The sequence below is a fragment of the Cellulomonas sp. zg-ZUI22 genome, from assembly GCF_017353535.1.
Classification (GTDB): domain Bacteria; phylum Actinomycetota; class Actinomycetes; order Actinomycetales; family Cellulomonadaceae; genus Cellulomonas; species Cellulomonas wangleii.
Map to the genome: position 1 here is coordinate 14229 of NZ_JAFMUZ010000007.1, position 18250 is coordinate 32478.

The 18250-nt window shown below is 75.6% G+C and carries 19 protein-coding genes; 5 read left to right on the forward strand and 14 right to left on the reverse strand.

Annotated features, from left to right (window positions below; all coding sequences use genetic code 11):
- The first annotated feature begins 5 nt into the window (after positions 1–5).
- From J1G43_RS14845 to J1G43_RS14865, 5 genes are all read left to right on the forward strand, one after another.
- Positions 6–758 carry an urease accessory protein UreF gene (locus J1G43_RS14845; RefSeq protein WP_249670768.1) on the forward strand — a complete coding sequence of 251 codons (753 nt, stop codon included), beginning with the start codon at positions 6–8 and terminating at the stop codon, positions 756–758.
- Positions 751–1536, forward strand: coding sequence for an urease accessory protein UreG (ureG, locus tag J1G43_RS14850; protein WP_207378753.1), 786 nt, complete (start codon positions 751–753; stop codon positions 1534–1536). The genes J1G43_RS14845 and ureG overlap by 8 nt, the downstream gene beginning before the upstream one ends.
- 5 nt (positions 1537–1541) lie before the next feature.
- Entirely contained in the window at positions 1542–2330 is a 789-nt protein-coding gene (locus tag J1G43_RS14855) for an urease accessory protein UreD (protein ID WP_207378754.1), read from the forward strand.
- A gap of 203 nt (positions 2331–2533) precedes the next feature.
- Entirely contained in the window at positions 2534–3334 is an 801-nt protein-coding gene (locus J1G43_RS14860) for an urease accessory protein UreD (protein WP_207340528.1), read from the forward strand.
- A 116-nt stretch (positions 3335–3450) separates the two neighbouring features.
- The gene (locus J1G43_RS14865) at positions 3451–4683 is read left to right on the forward strand and encodes a pyridoxal phosphate-dependent aminotransferase (RefSeq protein ID WP_207340527.1); all 1233 of its coding nucleotides are present in this window, start codon (positions 3451–3453) and stop codon (positions 4681–4683) included.
- 39 nt (positions 4684–4722) lie between these two features.
- Here J1G43_RS14865 and J1G43_RS14870 read toward each other — a convergent pair whose 3' ends face one another.
- The 14 genes from J1G43_RS14870 to J1G43_RS14935 form a co-directional block, all read right to left on the reverse strand.
- Positions 4723–5214 carry a hypothetical protein gene (locus tag J1G43_RS14870; RefSeq protein ID WP_207340526.1) on the reverse strand — a complete coding sequence of 164 codons (492 nt, stop codon included), beginning with the start codon at positions 5212–5214 and terminating at the stop codon, positions 4723–4725.
- Positions 5211–5573, reverse strand: coding sequence for a response regulator (locus J1G43_RS14875; RefSeq protein ID WP_207340525.1), 363 nt, complete (start codon positions 5571–5573; stop codon positions 5211–5213). The genes J1G43_RS14870 and J1G43_RS14875 overlap by 4 nt, the downstream gene beginning before the upstream one ends.
- Positions 5574–5616: 43 nt before the next feature.
- The gene (locus J1G43_RS14880) at positions 5617–6069 is read right to left on the reverse strand and encodes a chemotaxis protein CheX (RefSeq protein WP_249670766.1); all 453 of its coding nucleotides are present in this window, start codon (positions 6067–6069) and stop codon (positions 5617–5619) included.
- Positions 6066–6449 carry a response regulator gene (locus J1G43_RS14885; protein ID WP_207340524.1) on the reverse strand — a complete coding sequence of 128 codons (384 nt, stop codon included), beginning with the start codon at positions 6447–6449 and terminating at the stop codon, positions 6066–6068. Before J1G43_RS14885 ends, J1G43_RS14880 begins: the two co-directional genes overlap by 4 nt.
- The gene (locus J1G43_RS14890) at positions 6446–7285 is read right to left on the reverse strand and encodes a protein-glutamate O-methyltransferase CheR (RefSeq protein ID WP_207340523.1); all 840 of its coding nucleotides are present in this window, start codon (positions 7283–7285) and stop codon (positions 6446–6448) included. The genes J1G43_RS14885 and J1G43_RS14890 overlap by 4 nt, the downstream gene beginning before the upstream one ends.
- On the reverse strand, positions 7282–8382 hold the full coding sequence (gene cheB, locus J1G43_RS14895) for a chemotaxis-specific protein-glutamate methyltransferase CheB (RefSeq protein ID WP_207340522.1): 1101 nt from the start codon (positions 8380–8382) through the stop codon (positions 7282–7284). The genes J1G43_RS14890 and cheB overlap by 4 nt, the downstream gene beginning before the upstream one ends.
- 51 nt (positions 8383–8433) lie before the next feature.
- Positions 8434–10059, reverse strand: a complete 1626-nt coding sequence (locus tag J1G43_RS14900; protein ID WP_207340521.1) for a methyl-accepting chemotaxis protein — start codon at positions 10057–10059, stop codon at positions 8434–8436.
- The gene (locus J1G43_RS14905; protein ID WP_207340520.1) at positions 10059–10505 is read right to left on the reverse strand and encodes a chemotaxis protein CheW; all 447 of its coding nucleotides are present in this window, start codon (positions 10503–10505) and stop codon (positions 10059–10061) included. Before J1G43_RS14905 ends, J1G43_RS14900 begins: the two co-directional genes overlap by 1 nt.
- Complete coding sequence (locus J1G43_RS14910) at positions 10502–12796, reverse strand: chemotaxis protein CheW (protein ID WP_207340519.1); 2295 nt, start codon at positions 12794–12796, stop codon at positions 10502–10504. Before J1G43_RS14910 ends, J1G43_RS14905 begins: the two co-directional genes overlap by 4 nt.
- Positions 12797–12920: 124 nt before the next feature.
- Positions 12921–13181: a carbon storage regulator CsrA gene (csrA, locus tag J1G43_RS14915; protein ID WP_207340518.1), complete on the reverse strand. Its 261-nt coding sequence runs from the start codon at positions 13179–13181 to the stop codon at positions 12921–12923.
- Positions 13182–13226: 45 nt separating this feature from the next.
- Positions 13227–14300 carry a hypothetical protein gene (locus J1G43_RS14920; RefSeq protein WP_207378755.1) on the reverse strand — a complete coding sequence of 358 codons (1074 nt, stop codon included), beginning with the start codon at positions 14298–14300 and terminating at the stop codon, positions 13227–13229.
- Positions 14278–16338, reverse strand: coding sequence for a flagellar biosynthesis protein FlhA (locus tag J1G43_RS14925; protein ID WP_207378756.1), 2061 nt, complete (start codon positions 16336–16338; stop codon positions 14278–14280). Before J1G43_RS14925 ends, J1G43_RS14920 begins: the two co-directional genes overlap by 23 nt.
- Positions 16339–16340: 2 nt before the next feature.
- A complete protein-coding gene (locus J1G43_RS14930; protein ID WP_207340515.1) occupies positions 16341–17480 on the reverse strand; it encodes a flagellar biosynthesis protein FlhB in 1140 nt (379 codons plus the stop codon).
- On the reverse strand, positions 17477–18244 hold the full coding sequence (locus J1G43_RS14935) for a flagellar biosynthetic protein FliR (RefSeq protein ID WP_207340514.1): 768 nt from the start codon (positions 18242–18244) through the stop codon (positions 17477–17479). Before J1G43_RS14935 ends, J1G43_RS14930 begins: the two co-directional genes overlap by 4 nt.
- Between the last annotated feature and the right edge of the window lie 6 nt (positions 18245–18250).

Below are 18250 nucleotides of genomic sequence, written 5' to 3' on the forward strand. Positions count from 1 at the left end.
CCGACGTGAGCACACCCCCGCACGCACCCGCACGCCCCGCGCGGGACGTCGATCCGGCCACGGGCCCGGCGGCGCTCCTGGTGCTCGCGATGCTCGCGGACGCCCGCCTGCCGACGGGCGCCCACGCCCACTCGGCGGGCCTCGAACCCGCCGTCCAGGCCGGCCTCCTGACGACGCCCCGGGGAGGCTCCGGCCCCGAGGACCTCACCCGCGTCCCGGCGCTGGCGCGGACCCGCCTGCTGACCGTGACCGCGACCGAGGCGGGGGCCGCGGTCGTCGCGCGGCACGTGTGGCTCGACCGTGGTGACCTGGGTCCGGTCGAGGACGCGTGGGCCGCGCGCACGCCCAGCCCGGCGGTGCGGGACGCCGCCCGGCGGCTCGGCCGCGGGTACCTGCGGCTCGCGCTCGCGCTGTGGCCGGACGCCCTGGCCGGCGCGTTCGCACCGCGCGCGGCTCCCCCGCGCCCGCTCGTCGCCGGCGCGATCGGCGCCGTGACCGGCCTCGACGCGCTGCAGGTGGCGCTGCTCGTCGGGTACGACGACGTGCAGACCATCGCGTCGGCCGCGCTCAAGCTCGCCCCGCTGGACCCCGCGACGACGACCCGGTGGGTGCTCGACCTGCACCCCGACGTCGCGGCCATGGCCCAGGGCGTCGCCCACCTGACCGACCCGGACGACATCCCGTCGGCCGGGGCACCGATGACCGACGCGTGGGCGCAGGCCCACGCCCGCACCACCCGGAGGCTGTTCCATGGCTGAGCCCGTCACCCCCACCACCCCGGCCCGCGCGTTCCGGCTGGGCGTCGCGGGGCCCGTCGGCACCGGCAAGACGTCGCTCATCGCGCTGCTGTGCCGCGAGCTCGCCGACGAGATCGAGATGGGCGTGGTGACCAACGACATCTACACCGACGAGGACGCGCAGATCCTGCGCGCGGCGGGCGTGCTGGAGATCGACCGGATCCGCGCCGTCGAGACCGGGGCCTGCCCGCACACCGCGATCCGCGACGACGTCACCCCCAACCTCATCGCGGTCGAGGACCTCGAGCACGACCACGGCCCGCTCGACCTCGTCCTGGTCGAGTCCGGCGGCGACAACCTCACCGCGACGTTCTCCCCCGCGCTGGTCGACGCGCAGATCTTCGTGCTCGACGTGGCCGGCGGCGGCGACGTCGCCCGCAAGGGCGGCCCCGGCATCGCACGCGCCGACCTGCTGGTGGTCAACAAGACGGACCTCGCCCCGTACGTCGAGGTCGACGTCGAGCGGATGCTGCGCGACGCGTCGGCGGCGCGCGACGGCGGGCCCGTGATCGGGCTGTCCCGCCACGACGCGGCCTCCGTGGGGGCGCTCACCGACTGGGTGCGCCACATGACGGCGGCCGTCCGCGAGGGCCGGCACACCCCCGTCGACCCCGGCCCGATGGCCCCGCACAGCCACGCGGACGAGGACGGCCACGTCACCGTCCACAGCCACGAGCACGAGCACGACCACGACCACGGGCACGCGCACCCGCTCGGCGACGAGCAGCCGGTCCGCTGAGCGGCGTGGGCACGGGTGCGCGGGGCGCCGGCGGCCGCACGGGCGGCACCCGGGTCGCCGCCGCGCGCACGGTCGACGGTCGGGTGCGCGTCGACACCGCGGGCGGGCTGCTCGCCTGCCGGCGGCTGCCCGACGAGGACGGCACGGTCCGCGTCGCCCTGGTCGCGACCGAGGCGCTGCTGCTGGCCGGTGACGACGTGCGGATCACGGTCGACGTGGGGGCGGACGTGGCCCTCGAGGTCGTCGAGGTCACCGGCACCGTCGCCTACGACATGCAGGGCGGGTCGGCGGCGTGGGCGGTGGACGTGCGGGTCGGCGCCGGGGGCCGGCTGGTGTGGGACGCCCTGCCGTTCGTCGTCGCGACGGGCGCCCGGGTGCACCGGACGGCGACGCTCGACCTGGCCGAGGGGGCGTGCGCGGTGCTCCGCGAGACGTTCGTGCTGGGCCGCACCCACGAGGCCGGCGGGCACCTGACGACCACGACGCGGGCGCACCTGGCGGACCGGCCGTTGCTGGTCGAGACGCTGGTGGTGGACCCGGCCGCGTGGGCCGACCCGGCGGTGCTGGGCGGCAACCGGTGCCTCGACACGGTGACGGTGCTGGGCGCCCGGCTGGACGGCGACGACCTGCCCGGCCCCTGCGACGTGCCCGGGCGCGACGTCCTGCAGCTCGACCGCCCGGGCACCCTGGTGCGTTCCGTCGGCACCGACGCGCACACGGGCGACCTCTGCGAGGTGGTGACCCGAGCCCGCCGCGCGGCGTCCGGCGGACGCCCCCCGGCGCGGGTGGGCTGACCGCGTCCCCCGTCGCGGGCGCCCCGGCGACCGCGCGGGGGCGTGCGGCCTGCGCACCGGCGCTCTCCCTGCGATGGCGGGCCACCGCGGACCTCGGTGACGATGGCGCGAGCCCGACGCCCGCGGAGGCGTCGGCACCGGCACCCGGGGGTGGACGTCCTGCAGGCCCTGACACGCGCGCACGCCCGCCCGCGGAGCCCGCGGTGACGCGCACCCGGGTCGTCGTCACGGCCGACGGCGACGTCGAGGTGGGTGGCGACGTCGCCCGCGCGCGCCGGCTCGCCGACGAGCACGGCCGGGTGCGCGTGGCGCTCCTCGGCCCCACCGGGCCGCTCGACGCCCGGGACGACGTCCGCATCGAGGTCGACGTCGCGCCCGGCAGGTCCCTCGAGCTCGTCGAGCTCACGGGCGCGGCGGCGCACGACATGGCCGGCGGCCGGGCCACGTGGCTGGTCGACGTGCGCCTCGGCGCCGACGCGGTCCTGCTGTGGCCGAGCCTGCCGTTCCTCGTCGCCGACGGTGCCGACGTCCTGCGGCTCACGCACGTGGACCTGGCGCCGGGCGCCCGGGTGGTGCTGCGCGAGACCCTCGTGCTCGGCCGGCCCGGGGAGCGGGCGGGCCGGGTGCGCAGCACCGTGCGGGCACGGCTGGCGGAGCAGCCGCTCCTGGCGGAGACGGTCGTGCTGGAGCCGGCGCCGGCGCTGGACCCCCTGCTCGCGGACGGCGGACGCCGTCTGGACACCCTGCTGCTGCTGGGCGCCCGGCTCGACCTGCCGGGCGCGCTGCAGCTGGAGGGTGAGGGCACGATGCTCCGCGCGGTGGGACCGCCGTCGTCCGACGCGCGCCTGGCGGGCGCGCTGACGGCGGCCGTGGGCGTCGCCTCGTCGGTGCCCGGCCATGGGTCGTGGGCCGGGACCCGGCAGGTCCGCCCGCGACCCGCGACGCCGGGACGCACCCGGCCGTCGGAGCCGGACCGGCACGAGGTGGCGCACCGCCGCGGGTGAACGGCCCGCGCGGGTGAACGGCCCGCGCGGCGCACGGCCGGCGGCCGGCACGACCAGGCCACCTCCCCCCAGGTGGCCGCTCCGGTCACCCAGCGGCCGGGGTTACGCTGCAGGGCATGACGCTGCGCCCCCTCGACCAGTCCGCCAAGCTCAAGGGTGTCCTCTACGAGATCCGCGGCAAGGCACTGGACGAGGCAGCACGCATGGAGGCCGAGGGCCGCCGCGTCCTCAAGCTCAACACCGGCAACCCCGCGGCGTTCGGGTTCGACGCGCCGCACCAGATCGTCGCCGACGTCATCGCGGCCGTGCCGTACGCGCACGGGTACACCGAGTCCCGCGGCATCCTGCCGGCGCGTCGCGCGATCGTGACGCGCTACGAGACCGTCGAGGACTTCCCGACGTTCGACGTCGACGACGTGTACCTCGGCAACGGCGTCTCCGAGCTCATCACCATGACGCTGCAGGCGCTGCTCGACGAGGGCGACGAGGTGCTCATCCCGTCCCCCGACTACCCGCTGTGGACGGCGATGACGAGCCTGTCCGACGGTCAGCCGGTGCACTACCGCTGCGACGAGTCCAACGGCTGGGAGCCGGACGTCGAGCACATCCGCGAGCAGATCACGCCGCGGACCAAGGCGATCGTCGTCATCAACCCGAACAACCCGACGGGTGCCGTGTACCGGCGCGAGGTGCTGGAGCAGATCGCGGACATCGCCCGCGAGCACAGCCTGCTGGTCCTCGCCGACGAGATCTACGACCGGATCCTCTACGACGGTGCGCAGCACATCCCCATGGCGAGCGTCGCCCCGGACCTGCTGTGCCTGACGTTCAACGGGCTGTCGAAGACGTACCGGGTCGCGGGCTACCGCGCCGGCTGGGTCGTCGTCACCGGGCCGCAGGCGCACGCCCGGGGGTTCCTCGAGGGCATGACGCTGCTCGCGTCGACCCGGCTCTGCCCCAACGTGCCCGCGCAGCACGCGATCCAGGCGGCGCTCGGCGGCGTGCAGTCCATCGACGCGCTCATCGCGCCCGGCGGACGCCTGCACGAGCAGCGGCAGGTCGCGTGGGAAGGGCTCAACGCCATCCCCGGCGTCTCGTGCACCAAGCCCGACGGCGCCCTGTACCTGTTCCCGCGCCTCGACCCCGAGGTGTTCGGGATCGTCGACGACGCCCAGCTGGTCTACGACCTGCTGGTCAGCGAGCAGATCCTGCTGGTGCAGGGCACCGGGTTCAACTGGCCCACCCCCGACCACCTGCGCATCGTCACGCTCCCGGAGGCGCGGGTGCTGGCCGAGGCGGTCGAGCGCATGGGCAACTTCCTGTCGTCCTACCGGCAGACGCCGCGCTGAGACCGCCCCCGGCGTCGCCGCGGCGGCGCCGGGACCAGGTCACAGCACGAGCAGGGAGAACCCACCCCGCCCGTACCCGACGACGTCGATCTCCAGGTCCGTTCGCCGCACGTACGCCCGCACCCACGGCGCGACGTCGTGCGGCAGCGCCTCGCGCGGGGCGTGGACCGCGTCCAGCCGCACGTGCGGCGCGCCCTCGGCGTTGAGGAGCGAGGCCAGGACGTTGAGCACCTCGCGGGCGTTCTCCTCGAGCCCCGGACCGAGCAGCTCGCACTCCACGCTCTCCTGCGCGACGCGCGCCGGCACCAGACCGATCGCCGCCCCCACGTACGCCGCCGCGGGCAGGTCCATCAGGCACAGCGCCCGCAGGGACAGCAGCCGGTCCACGTACACCCCGACCAGCGCGCCCCCGTCCTGCGTGGGGTCGACCATCGCGGCACCCGTGCGCACCTCGACCTCCCGCCCGAGCAGGTCGGCCAGCAGGTCGCGGACCTCCTTGGCGGGAGGCAGGGGCGTCTGCGGGCCCGTCACGCGAGCACCGGGTCGATGACGGCGCGGAAGCCCTCGGGCGTGAAGGGCTTGGCGATGAGGAACAGGGCGCCCTCCCGCTCCGCGAGCGCCCGCATCTCCGGCGATCCCTCGGACGTGACGAAGCCGAGCGGTGTGTCGAACCCCTCCGCCCGCAGGCGCCGCAGCAGGTCGAGGCCCGTCATCTCGGGCATGTTCCAGTCCGAGAGGATCACGTCGGGCTCGTCGGCGCGGACGGCCTCCAGCGCCTCGGCGCCGTCGGCCGCCTCGCGCACCTCCCAGTCGTACCCCGCCTGCCGCAGCGTGCGGATCACGATCTGGCGCATCACGCGGCTGTCGTCGGCCACCAGGACCCGGATCATCTCGTTCCTCCTCGTTCTCGTCCCCCGACCCGCCGCGCGGCCGTCACGACGCCGCTCGCACGGTGAGCTCCAGCGCACGACCGCCCCAGTCGAGCAGGACGTGCGCGACGACCACGGACCCCGCCGGTGCTGGCTCCGTCGCCCCCACCTGCGGCAGCCCCATGGACCCCGTGGTCGGCAGCAGCGACTTCACGTTGCCCCCGACGACGTTCGCGACCTCGCCGAACGCGTCGCGCAGGTCGTCGTCGCCGACGGGAGCGTCGTCGGGCAGGTCCAGCAGCGCGCGGGCGACCCCGTCGGCGGTGCGCCGCTCGGTGGTGACGACCGCCCGCCCCGACCAGTCGCCGTGCAGGTCCACCCACGCGGCCACGGGCTCCACCCACACGGGTGCCGGGGCGTCCCAGGCGCGCAGCGTGCCGGGCACCCCGTCGACCATGACCGCGAACAGGTCCCGGGCGATCGCCCCGACGGCGTCACCGGTGACGGCCGCGCTCACGAGGTCGCCTCGACCGGCAGGAGACCGAGCAGCTCGAGCTTGTCCCGCAGGTCGTCCGGGCCGAACGGCTTCACCAGGTACTCGTGCGCGCCCGCCGCGAGCGCCCGCACGATCTGCGCGTGCTCGCTCTCGGTGGTCACCATCATCAACGTCATCCCGCGCAGGGACCGGTCCGCCCGGGCGTGCACCACGAACGTCAGACCGTCCATGACCGGCATGTTCCAGTCGACGCACGCGAGGTCCGGCACCGGTCCCTCGGCGAGCAGGTCGAGCGCCTGACGGCCGTCCTCGGCCTCGACGGTCTCGAAGCCCAGGCCGTGCAGGATGCGCACGATGATGCGCCGCATCGTCCGGGAGTCGTCGATCACGAGTGCTCTCATCGCAGGGTTGCTCCTCCGGTGACGGCCGGGGCGACGGCCGCCGCCCGGTACAGGTGCGCACCGCCGAGCACGACCGGCTCGAACCCACCGTGCACACCGGCGGTGGTCTCGGCGGCGCCCAGGACGAGCCAGCCACCGCGCCGCAGGACGCCGTGCACCCGCGCGAGCACGCCACGACGGGCCTCGGCGTCGAGGTAGATGAGGACGTTGCGCAGCAGGACCACGTCGAACGGACCCGCGGGGGCGAGGTCGAGCAGGTTGTGCCGGCGGAACGTCACCCGTCGGCGCAGGTCCTCGCTCACCTGCCAGCCCCGGCCGGCGCGGGTGAGGTGGCGCGCGCGCATCGGCTCCGGCAGGCCGCGGTCGACCTCGAGCTGGGTGTAGTGGCCGCGCCGGGCGCGCTCCAGGACCGGCTCGGACAGGTCCGTCGCCAGCACGTCGACCCCCGGCTCCAGGTCGGCGACGGCCATGACCACCGAGTAGGGCTCCTGACCCGTGGAGCAGGCGGCCGACCACACGCGCAGCCGGGCGCCGGCGGGCGCGTCGGCACGCCACGCCGGCACGACGTGCTCCCGCAGCGCCCGGAACGGGACGACGTCACGGAACCACGACGTCTCGTGGGTGGTCAGCGCCTCGACCACGGTGTCGTGCGTCCGCTCGTCGGGGTGGTGCCGCAGGGCGGTGACGTACGCCTCGACGCCGCTGTGGCCGGCGGCCCGGGCGAGCGGCAGCAGCCTGCTCTCGACGAGGTACTGCTTGTGCGGCTCGAGCGCGATCCCGCTGCGCCGACGCACCAGGTCCGCCACGAACCCGAATGAGCGCGGTGTGACGGTCACGAGGCGACCTCGCCGGCCGGTGCGCGCAGGCCCTCGTCCACCGTCGCGGCGATCCGCTGGGCGATCTCCCCCAGGGGCAGGACGCCGTGCGCCCAGCCGGCCGCGGCCACCGCACCGGGCATGCCCCAGACCACGCTCGTCCGCTCGTCCTGCACGACCACACGGCCGCCCGCCGTGACGACCCGCTCGGCGCCCGTCCTGCCGTCGGCACCCATGCCGGTCAGGACGACCGCGAGCACACCGGCCCCCGCGGCCTGCGCCGCGGAGGACAGCAGCACGTCGACCGCCGGCCGGCAGAAGTTCACCGGCGGCGCCTGGGTCAGGGCCGTGACCAGCCCGCCGCCGGCCCGGTGCACCTCGAGGTGGTGGTCGCCGGGCGCGACGTGGACGTGCCCCGGCAGCAGCGTCACACCGTGCGCGGCCTCCGCGACCCGGTGCGGGCCGAGCCGGTCGAGGCGCGCGGCGAGCTGCCGCGTGAACACGGGAGGCATGTGCTGCACGACGGCGACCGGCACGGGCAGCACCGGCAGCGCCGCCAGCACGCGCGACAGGGCCTCCGGCCCGCCGGTGGACGCCCCGACGACCACCACCTCGACGCGGTGCGGCGGGCGCGGCGGCGCCAGGACGGCGGGTGCCCCGCCGCGCGTGGTGACCGGTGCGCCGGTCCCGAGGCCGGCACCCCCGGCCGGGCGCGGGGCGAGCGCCAGGATCCGCGGGACCAGCTCGCGCACCACCTGGTCCAGCGACTCGCGCAGGCTGCCGAGGTTGGACGGCTTGGTGACGTAGTCGCTGGCGCCCGCCGCGAGGGCGTCGAGCGTGGCGATCGCACCGCGCTCGGTGGCGGTCGAGAACATGATCACCGGCTGCCGGTGCCCGGCGGCACGCAGCGCCCGGACCGCCTCGATGCCGTCCATCTGCGGCATCTCGACGTCCATCGTGATGACGTCCGGCGCCAGCTGCGCGACCTTGGCCTGGGCGATGCGCCCGTCCGCGGCGACGCCGACGACCTCGATGGCGGGCTCGCGCGACAGGGCGTCCGTCACGAGGCGGCGCACGACGACGGAGTCGTCCACCACCAGCACGCGGGTGCGGGTCACGGGTCCTCCGGGCGGGTCGTCGGGGCGGGCACAGGGCTGGGCACGGGCGCGTCAGTACGTGAACGCCGCCATGCGGCCGCGCAGGTCCTCGGAGAGCCGGGCCAGCTCGTTGACCGAGGCGCCCATCTGCGCGAGCACCTGCGAGGCGGTCTGCGACGCCGTGGCGACACCGGTGATGCCGGACGCGATCTCGCCGGACCCGGTGGCCGCCTCCGAGACGCCGCGCGACATCTCGTTCGTCGTCGCCGTCTGCTCCTCCACCGCGGACGCGATGGTCAGCTGGTAGTCGTTGATGCTGGCGATGATCGAGCCGATCTGCCCGATGGACTGGACGGCGCCGGTGGTGTCCGCCTGGATCGCCTCGACGCGCCGCGCGATGTCCTCGGTCGCCCGTGCCGTCTCCTGGGCCAGCTCCTTGACCTCGGACGCGACCACCGCGAAGCCCTTGCCGGCCTCACCGGCGCGGGCGGCCTCGATGGTCGCGTTGAGGGCGAGCAGGTTGGTCTGCTCCGCGATCTGCGTGATGAGCTTGACGACGTTGCCGATCTGGGCGCTGGACGACCCGAGCCGGGAGACCGTGTCGTTCGCCGTGGCCGCCGCACCGGTGGCCGCCTGGGCGACCTTGGCCGCCTCGGACGCGTTCTGCGCGATCTCCCGGATGGAGGCCCCCATCTGCTCCGCACCGGCGGCGACGGCCTGCACGTTGCGGGACACCTGCTCGGCCGCCGAGGCGACCATCCCGGCCTGCACGCTCGTCTCCTCCGACCCGGAGGCCACCTGTCCGGACGCGGCCGCGAGCTCCTCGGCCGCCGCGGCGACCGCCCCGGCCGACTCGACCACACCGCCGAGCGTCTGCCGCACGGCGTCCTGCGCGGCGGCGAGCTGGATCGCCATCCGGCCCACCTCGTCGTGGTGCGTCACGTGGGGACGGCGCGTGAAGTCGCCGCCGGACATGGCGACGACCGACCGCTGCACCTCCCGGACCGAGGTGCGGACGGACCGGGCGACCCACGCACCCACCAGGACCGCCAGCAGCACCGCCAGGCCGCAGGCCCCGACCACCAGCAGACCGGACCACTTGGCCCGGGCGGTCGCGCCCGCGGCCGTCTCGTCCATGAACGCGGACAGCTCGGCCCCGAAGGTGTCCAGGTAGGAGAGGTAGGACTCCACCATGGGCTGGCTGATGCCGGCCTCGGCGATCTCGAACGCGGGCAGGTCGTCGGCGACGGCCAGCGGGACCAGGCGGGCGTCCCGGACCGCGAGCCAGTCGTCGTAACCGGACCGGAACCGCTGCCAGCTGGCGGACTCCGCGGTGTCCGGGGTGGCCTCGATCACGGCGAACGCCTCGGCGACTGCCGCGTCGTTCTCCCCCTGCCGCGCCAGCAGCCGCTCCACGTCGTCCTCGTCGCTGGTCGCCGCCAGCTGCGCGACGATGAGCCGGGCCGTGAGCTGACCCTCGTAGACGCGGTCCCGGGCCGCCGCCGCCGACTTCTCGACCGTCACGACCAGGGCGGTGTCGGCCGCGGTCGCCCCCAGCTGCAGGTAGGAGAAGGCGGCCGAGCCCAGCGAGACCACGGCCATGAACCCGATCACCGCGAGGATCTTGGTCTGCACCGAGCGGTTGACGAACCAGCGGGTGAGACGGCGCTGCCGCCCGGACGCGGTGAAGGTGCTCATCAGGACTCCTGGGTGAGGGACGGGAGGGGTCGCTGCGCCGCGACGGCAGCGTCGACGTCGAGGACGAGCAGCAGGCGGTGCTCGAGCTTGTGGGCGCCGCGGATGACGTCCGCGAGGCGGGGGTCGAGCGTGGGCGGCGGCGGCTCGAACGAGTCGGGGCCGCACTCGAGGACGTCGCCGACCTCGTCGACCAGCAGGCTGACCGGCTCGTCGCCGACCTCGACGACCACGGTCATCACCGGTGGCGTCACCGGCGGCGGCAGGCCCAGGCGGGTGCGCAGGTCGATGGTGAGGACCACCTGGCCCCGCAGGTTGACCAGCCCCGCCACCTCGGGCGGCGCCAGGGGCACGCGGGTGCGGACCGGTGCCCGCAGCACCTCCTGGACGCGCAGCACGTCCACCCCGTACAGGTGGTCGGCGAGCACGAACGTCACGTACTCGGTCATCGGCCCGCTCCCACCGGCTCGGGGGCGGTCCCGTAGAACGCGGGGTCGGCGGCGAGCACGGCGGCCCGCACGTCGAGCAGCTCGGTGACGCGCCCGCCCAGGACGGTCGCGCCGAGCAGCCCGTGGTCGACGACGTCCGCGTGCTGGTCGGCACGGTCCTCGGTGATGTCGACGATCGACGTCACGACGAGCCCCGCGGTGCGCCCGGCCCGCTCGAGCACGACGACGAGGAGACCGGCGCCGGCCGCAGCCCGGGGCACCCCGAGCAGGGCGTCGAGGCGTGCGAGCGGCAGCACGCCGCCGCGGTAGCGCACGACCTCCCGGCCACCGACGCGCTCCACCTGGTCGGGGCGCAGCTGCTCGAGCCGGGCGACCTCCTCCAGCGGCATGGCGACGCGCCGGTCCTCCCCGACACCCACGACGAGCATCTGCCGCGTGACGACCTCATCGGTCACGGCTGCTGCGTCGTCCGAGCCGCCCTCGACGGCGGTGACCCGCGCGCGGCGGGCCAGGCCCTGCACGTCGAGGATCAGCGCCACGCGCCCGTCACCGAGCACGGTGGCCCCCGCGTACACGCCGAGGCTCTTGAGCCGGCCCGACAGCGCCTTGACGACGATCTCCTCGGTGTTGAGCACCCGGTCCACCAGCAGGCCGAAGCGCTGCTCGGCCTGCACGACGGCGACGACCCGGCCTTCGGCGGCCCCGGCGGCCGGCGTCACGCCGAGCACCTCGGTGAGCGGCACCAGCGGCAGCAGGTCACCCCGCAGCCGGTGGACGCGCGCACCGTGGACCTCCTCCACACCCGCGGTGCCGCGCCGGTCGTCGAGCGCGACCAGCTCGAGCAGGTCGACCTGCGGGAGGGCGAACACGTCCCCGGCGCACTCCACGGTGAGCGCGGGCATGATCGCGAGCGTCAGCGGGACCCGCAGCCGCCAGACGGTCCCGGCCCCCACCGTCGACTCGACGTCGACGGTCCCGCCGACCGCCTCGATCTTGGTCCTCACCACGTCCATGCCGACGCCACGACCGGACACGGCGGTGACCGCCGGCGCCGTGGAGAACCCGGGCAGGAAGAGCAGACGCAGCAGGTCGGCCTCCGAGGCCTGCGCGACCTGGGCGGGAGTACGCAGGCCACGCTCGACGGCCTTGGCCCCCACGACGAGCGGGTCGATGCCCCGGCCGTCGTCGGCCACCTCGACGACGACCTGACCCCCGGTGTGGTACGCCCGCAGCGACACGACCCCGCGTGCGGGCTTGCCCGCCGCGACCCGCACGTCGGGCGGCTCGATGCCGTGGTCCACCGCGTTGCGCACCAGGTGGGTGAGCGGGTCCTTGACCGCCTCGAGCAGCCCGCGGTCCAGCTCGGTGTCACCGCCGGAGACCTCCAGGTGCACCTCGCGGCCGCACGCCGTGGCGAGGTCGCGCACCACGCGCGGCATCTTGGACCACACGTGCTCGATGGGCTGCATGCGCGTCCTCATGACGCCCTCCTGCAGCTCCCCGGCGATGAGGTCGAGCTGTTGCGCGCTGCGCACCAGCGCCGTGTCGTGCGTGCCCGCCGCCAGCAGGCTGATGCGGTTGCGCGCGAGGACCAGCTCCCCGACCTGCCGGACCAGCGCGTCGAGCAGGTGGACGTCGACCCGGATCGCGGACTCGCCCACGCCGCGCTGGTGCGCGTGGTCCTCCGCGCCGGCGGCGGGCGGCGTGACGGCGTCGGCGACGGGCGCGGCGGGCGGTGCGGCGGGCGCGGCGGGCGGTGCGGCGTGCGCAACGGCGGCGGCGACGAGGGCGGCGGGGGCCGCGACGGTCTCGGCACCGGGGGCGACGGGGGGTGCCACGGCGGCGGTGACGAGCGCGTCGGGCGCACGGTGCGGGGCCGGGACGACGGGCGCCGGCACCGGCGCCGTGGCGCGCACGGCCTCGACGGCGGCCACCACGTCCTCGACCGCGACGGCGCCCTCGGTGCCGTCCACCTCGACGGCTGCCAGGAGCTCCCGGACCTTGTCGACCATGGCGAGCAGGACGTCGGTGGTGGCCTGGTCCATCACGCGCCGGCCGTCGCGCAGCTCCACGAGCAGGCTCTCGCCGACGTGCGTGACGCGCTCGAGCCGACCCAGCGCGAGGAACCCGCTGGTGCCCTTGATCGTGTGGATCGTGCGGAACACGCTGCTCAGCAGCGGGCGTGACCCCGGGTGCTCCTCGAGCTCGACCAGGTCACGGTCGAGCTGGTCGAGGTTCTCGTACGACTCGACGAGGAACTCGCGGACGATGTCGTCGACGTCGTCGTCCATCCGCCCCTCCTGACCGGGAGGGCGCGCACCGCACCCCACGGCGGACCCATCGGCCGGGGGCGGGCGGGCCTGAGCGGTCGACGCGACCTGTCACCCGGGTGCGCGCAGCCCGGGCGGGCGGGCGTCAGTCGCGTGCGGTGCCGTCGGCCGGTGCCGCGGGCCGCGGCAGCAGACCGCGCAGCGCCGCCGCGGCGGCGTCGTCGGCCTCGACGGCGCGCGCGTTCTCCTGCCGGACGGCGTCGAGGACCTCGGCACGGTGCACCCGCACGTGCCGCGGGGCGTCGATCCCCAGACGGACGCCGTCGGACCGGACCTCGAGGACGGTGACGACGACGTCGTCCCCGATGACGAGGCTCTCGCCGACGCGGCGGGTGAGCACGAGCATGCTGCGACACTACCCCGGCTCGCGGCGGGGTCCCCAGACGTCGGCTCAGGTCAGCGCGGCGTCCAGGTCCTGACCGAGCGCCGCCGCCCACACGAGGCGGGAGGCCGGCACGCCGTCGACCCAGGCCACCGGCAGCCCCGGCTCGAGCACCGTGCCCGGTGCCGTCGTGTCGAGCAGGCCGTGCACGGCCAGCGCGTCGACACGCCGCTCCGCGCCGACGGCCGTGACCCAGGCCGTGACGTCGGCAGGCTTCGTCCGCGCGTCGGTGACCGCCCACACCTGGTCGGGCGCGATCGCGGCGAGGGCGCGGGCGGCCAGCGCCCGGTCGTGGTGGTCCGGCCCGACGCGCACGGCCACGACCTGCGGCGACGTGGGCTCACGTGCCGGCACGACGACCGGTCCGGCGACGTCCGGCTCGTGCACGCAGCCGTCCGGCAGGCCCCAGCGCACCGCGAGCGTGCGCGCCACCGCCCGGGGGCCGTCGCCCTCGCCGACGACGACCAGCAGCTGCCCGGGCCCGCGCGGCGGTGCCGGCGGCCGGGGCAGCCGGCCCAGGACGCCGCCCAGCGTCACCGGCCCGGTGCCGAGCAGGTGCGCGGGGACGCCGAGCCGCTCCAGCTCGGCCCGCAGCGCCGAGCCCGTCGAGCCCGTCGAGCCCACCGAGGGCGCGGCCGGTGGAGCGGGCGCGGCGTGGGCCCGGGCGGGCGGGACGGCCAGGGCGGCGGCACGCTCGGGCGCGGCCACCTCCGGCACCGGCAGGCCGACCAGGGTGCGGACCTGGTCGAGCACCGCGGCGAACTCCTCGGTGGCGCGGGCCGCGTCGGTACCGGACGCGCCGTCCGCACCGTCGTCACCGTCCGCGGCGTCGGCCGCCGCCAGCAGGCCCTCCAGCCCGGACCCCACCGGCACGACCGCGTGGCGCCGCGGGCGACCGGGCGGCGCCGGCTCGTCCGGCACGTCCACCGTCACCTCGAACCGCTCGCGGGCGAAGAAGCCGGCGAACCCGCCGCTGCGCACGCGTTCCGCGCGCACGATGCGCGCGCGGCTGCCGAGCTCCTCCCGGACCTGCTCGACCAGCTCCTCGAGGTCGGGGCCCTCAAGCAGCAATCGCGTGGTCACCGTTCACCACCCCGACGGTGTCGACCTGGACACCCGCGGCCGTGACCTCGGTGTAGGACAGCACCGGGAGGCGGGCGTCCGCGAGCGCCACCAGCCGGCGCAGCGCCGGCCGGATCGCGGGTGAGCACGCCAGCACGACGCCCCGTCCCTCCGCCTCGGCCCGGCCCACCGCGGCCCGCAGCTGCTGCAGCACCGTGTCGAGGCGCTGCGGGTCGACCAGCAGCTGGCTGCCCTGCTCGCCGTGCCGCAGGCTCTCCGCCAGCTGGTGCTCCAGCAGCGGCTCCAGGGTGAGCACCCGCAGCACGCCCTCCTGCACGTACGGCGCCGCCAGCGCCGGGCCCAGGGCGGCGCGTGCCGCCTCGACCAGGCCCTCGGCCTCGGTGGAGACGCGGGCCCGCAGGGTCAGCGCCTCGTAGATGCGACCGAGGTCGCGGATCGCGACCTCCTCCGTGAGCAGCCCCTGCAGCACCCGCTGCACCTCCCCCAGCGACAGCAGCGAGGGCACGAGCTCCTCCACGACGGACGGGTTGACCTGCTTGACGCCCTCCGTGAGCAGCCGCACGTCCTCGCGTCCCAGGAGCCGTGCGGCGTGCTGCTGCACGAGCGCGGACAGGTGCGTGACCAGCACCGACACCCGGTCGACGACGGTCGCGCCGCTGATCTCCGCGGTGTGCCGCAGCTCGGCGGGGACCCACTTGCCGGGCAGCCCGAAGACGGGCTCGGACACGGCGGTACCGGGCAGCGCCGCCAGGTCGTCCCCCAGCGCCAGGACCCGTCCGGGGGGCGCCTGCCCGCGGCCCACCTCGACGCCGGCGACCCGCACCACGTACGTCGACGGCGGCAGGTCGACGCTGTCGCGGGTGCGGACGGGCGGCACCACGATGCCCAGGTCGAGCGCGACCTTGCGGCGCAACGCGCGAACCCGGGCCAGCAGGTCGCGGTCCGGTCCGGCCCCGACCAGGTCGACGAGGTCCGGCGCGAGCAGGATCTCCAGGGTGTGCACGCGCATCTGCTCGATGAGCTGCTCGGGGCCCTCCGCGGGCGGAGCCGTCGGGTCGGCCGCCGCCTCGGAGGCCTGCTCGGCGGCCGCCTCGGCCTGCTGACGCGCACCGACGCGCTGGGCGGCCACCAGCAGCAGCCCTCCGACCAGCAGGAAGGGCAGCTTGGGCATGCCCGGCAGCAGCGCGAGCGCCACCCCCGCGCCACCGGCCACGGTCAGCGCGGTGCGGGACTGCATGAGCTGCGCCGCCGCGACGGTGCCCATGTCCCCCTCGGCCGTGGCCCGCGTGACGACGATGCCGGTGGCCACGGCCAGCAGCAGGGCGGGGATCTGCGTGACCAGGCCGTCGCCGACGGTCAGCAGGCTGAACCGCTCGATCGACTCGCCCGCGGACATGCCCATCTGCAGCATGCCGACGGCGAACCCGGCGACGAGGTTGATGATCGTGATGACGATGCCCGCGATGGCGTCGCCCTTGACGAACTTGGACCCGCCGTCCATGGCGCCGTAGAAGTCGGCCTCGGCGGAGATCTCCGCCCGGCGCCGGCGCGCCTCGTCCTCGTCGATCAGCCCCGAGTTGAGGTCGGCGTCGATCGCCATCTGCTTGCCCGGCATCGCGTCGAGCGTGAAGCGGGCGCCGACCTCGGCCACGCGGCCCGCGCCGCTGGTGATCACCACGAACTGGATGACGACGAGGATGAGGAAGATCACCAGGCCGATGACGAGCGACCCGCCCACGACGAAGTGGCCGAACGCCTCGATGACCTCACCGGCGAACCCGTCGCGCAGCACCAGGCGCGTGCTGGCCACGTTGATGCCCAGGCGGAACAGGGTCAGCACGAGGATCAACGACGGGAACACGGAGAAGTCGAGCGGCTTGCGCACGTACATGCTGGTCAGCAGCACCACGAGGGAACCGGTGATGTTGACGACGATGAGCACGTCGAGCAGCGGCGCGGGCAGCGGCACGACGAGCATCAGCACGATGCCGACGATGCCGACGGGCACCGCCAGGCGGGCGACGGAACGGTTCTGCACGGTCAGCTCCTGGGGGCGGGACCGGCGCGGCGCCGGCCTCGGGGTGGGACGGGGGTGCCGGCCGGCAGCGCGGAGCCGGTGGGCAGACGGTGGTGCCCGGCGCCGGCGCCGCGGCGCCGCAGCGCCATGACGAACGCGAGCACCCGGGCGACGGCGGTGAACAGCTGCTCGGGGATCTCCTGGTCGACCTCGCAGGCACCGTGCAGGGCGCGCGCGAGGGGCACGTCCTCCACGAGCGGGACGCGGTGCTCCGTGGCGAGCTCGCGGATCCGGGTGGCGACGTTCCCGGCGCCCTTGGCCACGACGCGCGGTGCACCCGTGCCCGGCTCGTAGCGCAGGGCGACGGCCACGTGGGTGGGGTTGACCAGGACCACGTCGGCCTGCGCGACCTGCGCCATCATGCGGTTGCGGCTCATGCGCGCCTGCTTCGCGCGGATGGCGCCCTTGACGTGCGGGTCGCCCTCCGTGCGCTTGTTCTCCTCCTTGAGCTCCTGCTTGGTCATGCGCGTCGACTTGCGGTTGCGGCGCACGACGACGGCGAGGTCGACCGCGGCCAGCGCGATGCCGGCGGCGATCCCGCCGCGCAGCAGGTCGGCGGCCCCGGTACCGGCCGCGCCGAGGATCGCGGACAGCGGGAGCGTGCCCGACGCCATGAGCGTCGGCACCATCGCCTGCACGCCCATGACGAGCACGCCCGCGACGGCGAGCGTCTTGAGCAGGGTCTTGACCCCCTGCCACAGCGCCTGCGGGCCGACGAAGCGCTTGGCCGCGGCCGCGGGCTTGAGGTGGTCGAACCGCGGCTTCATGCTGCGGAACGTGATGCCGCCCTGCGCGGCGGCGACGACGATCGTCACGACCACGAGGACCACGAACATGGGCGCGAGCGTGGTGCCCAGGCTCGTCAGCGCGGCGCGCAGCACCTCGACCGCCTGCAGGGGGTCGGCGGTGACCGCGACGGCGCGCACCTGCGCCATCTGCTCGAGGCCGGCGTCCTGCGCACGGGTGAGCACGCCGGGCAGCATGACGGCGGCCGCGCCCAGCCCCACCCACGCCGACAGGTCCTGCGAGCGGCCGAGCTGCCCCTTGCGCCGCACGTCCTTCATCCGCTGCGGTGTGGCCTTCTCGCTGCGCTCCCCGCTCATCGCAGCACCGCCGGGACGGTCGTGGCCGCGTCCTCGGCGAGCGTGCCGAGGATGTCGGGCAGCGCGAGCAGCGCGAACCCGGACAGGGTGAGCGTCAGCAGGATCTTCAGCGGGAACCCGAGGGCGAACGCGTTGAGCGCGGGCGAGACGCGGGTCAGCAGCCCCAGGCCCACGTCGGCCAGGAACAGCACGACGAGCAGCGGCCCGGCGATCTGCAGCGCCGCGACGAACATGTCGGTCAGCCCGTCGGCGAGGCTCTGCCCGTACGCGGCGGTGGAGAACATGACACCCAGGGGCAGGGCGTCGAAGGTGCGGACGAGCCCGGCGACGACGAGCTGGTACCCGTCGGACGCGAACAGCAGCACCACGGCGAGCAGCTGGTACAGCCGCGAGAACTGCGCGCCGCTCGTCATGCTCATCGGGTCGAACGCCGCGGCGATCTGGAACCCGCCGAACAGGTCGACCAGGGCACCGGCGGACTGGACCGCGGCGAACAGCAGGTACACGAGGAACCCGGTCGCGGCCCCCACGACCGCCTGCAGCGCGAGGTCGCCGAAGAACACGGCCGTGCTCGCGGACGGCACCTGCGGCAGGCGCGGGGCGACCGCCAGCGCGAGCCCGGTGCCCAGCGCGACCTTGACGGACCCGGGCACGCCCCGCTGCGCGAACGGCGGCGCGACCACGAGGAACGCGATCATCCGCACGGACGCGAGCAGGGTGGTCTGGACCGCGGCGAGCGGCAGGGTGACGGCGACGGGATCCATCCGGTG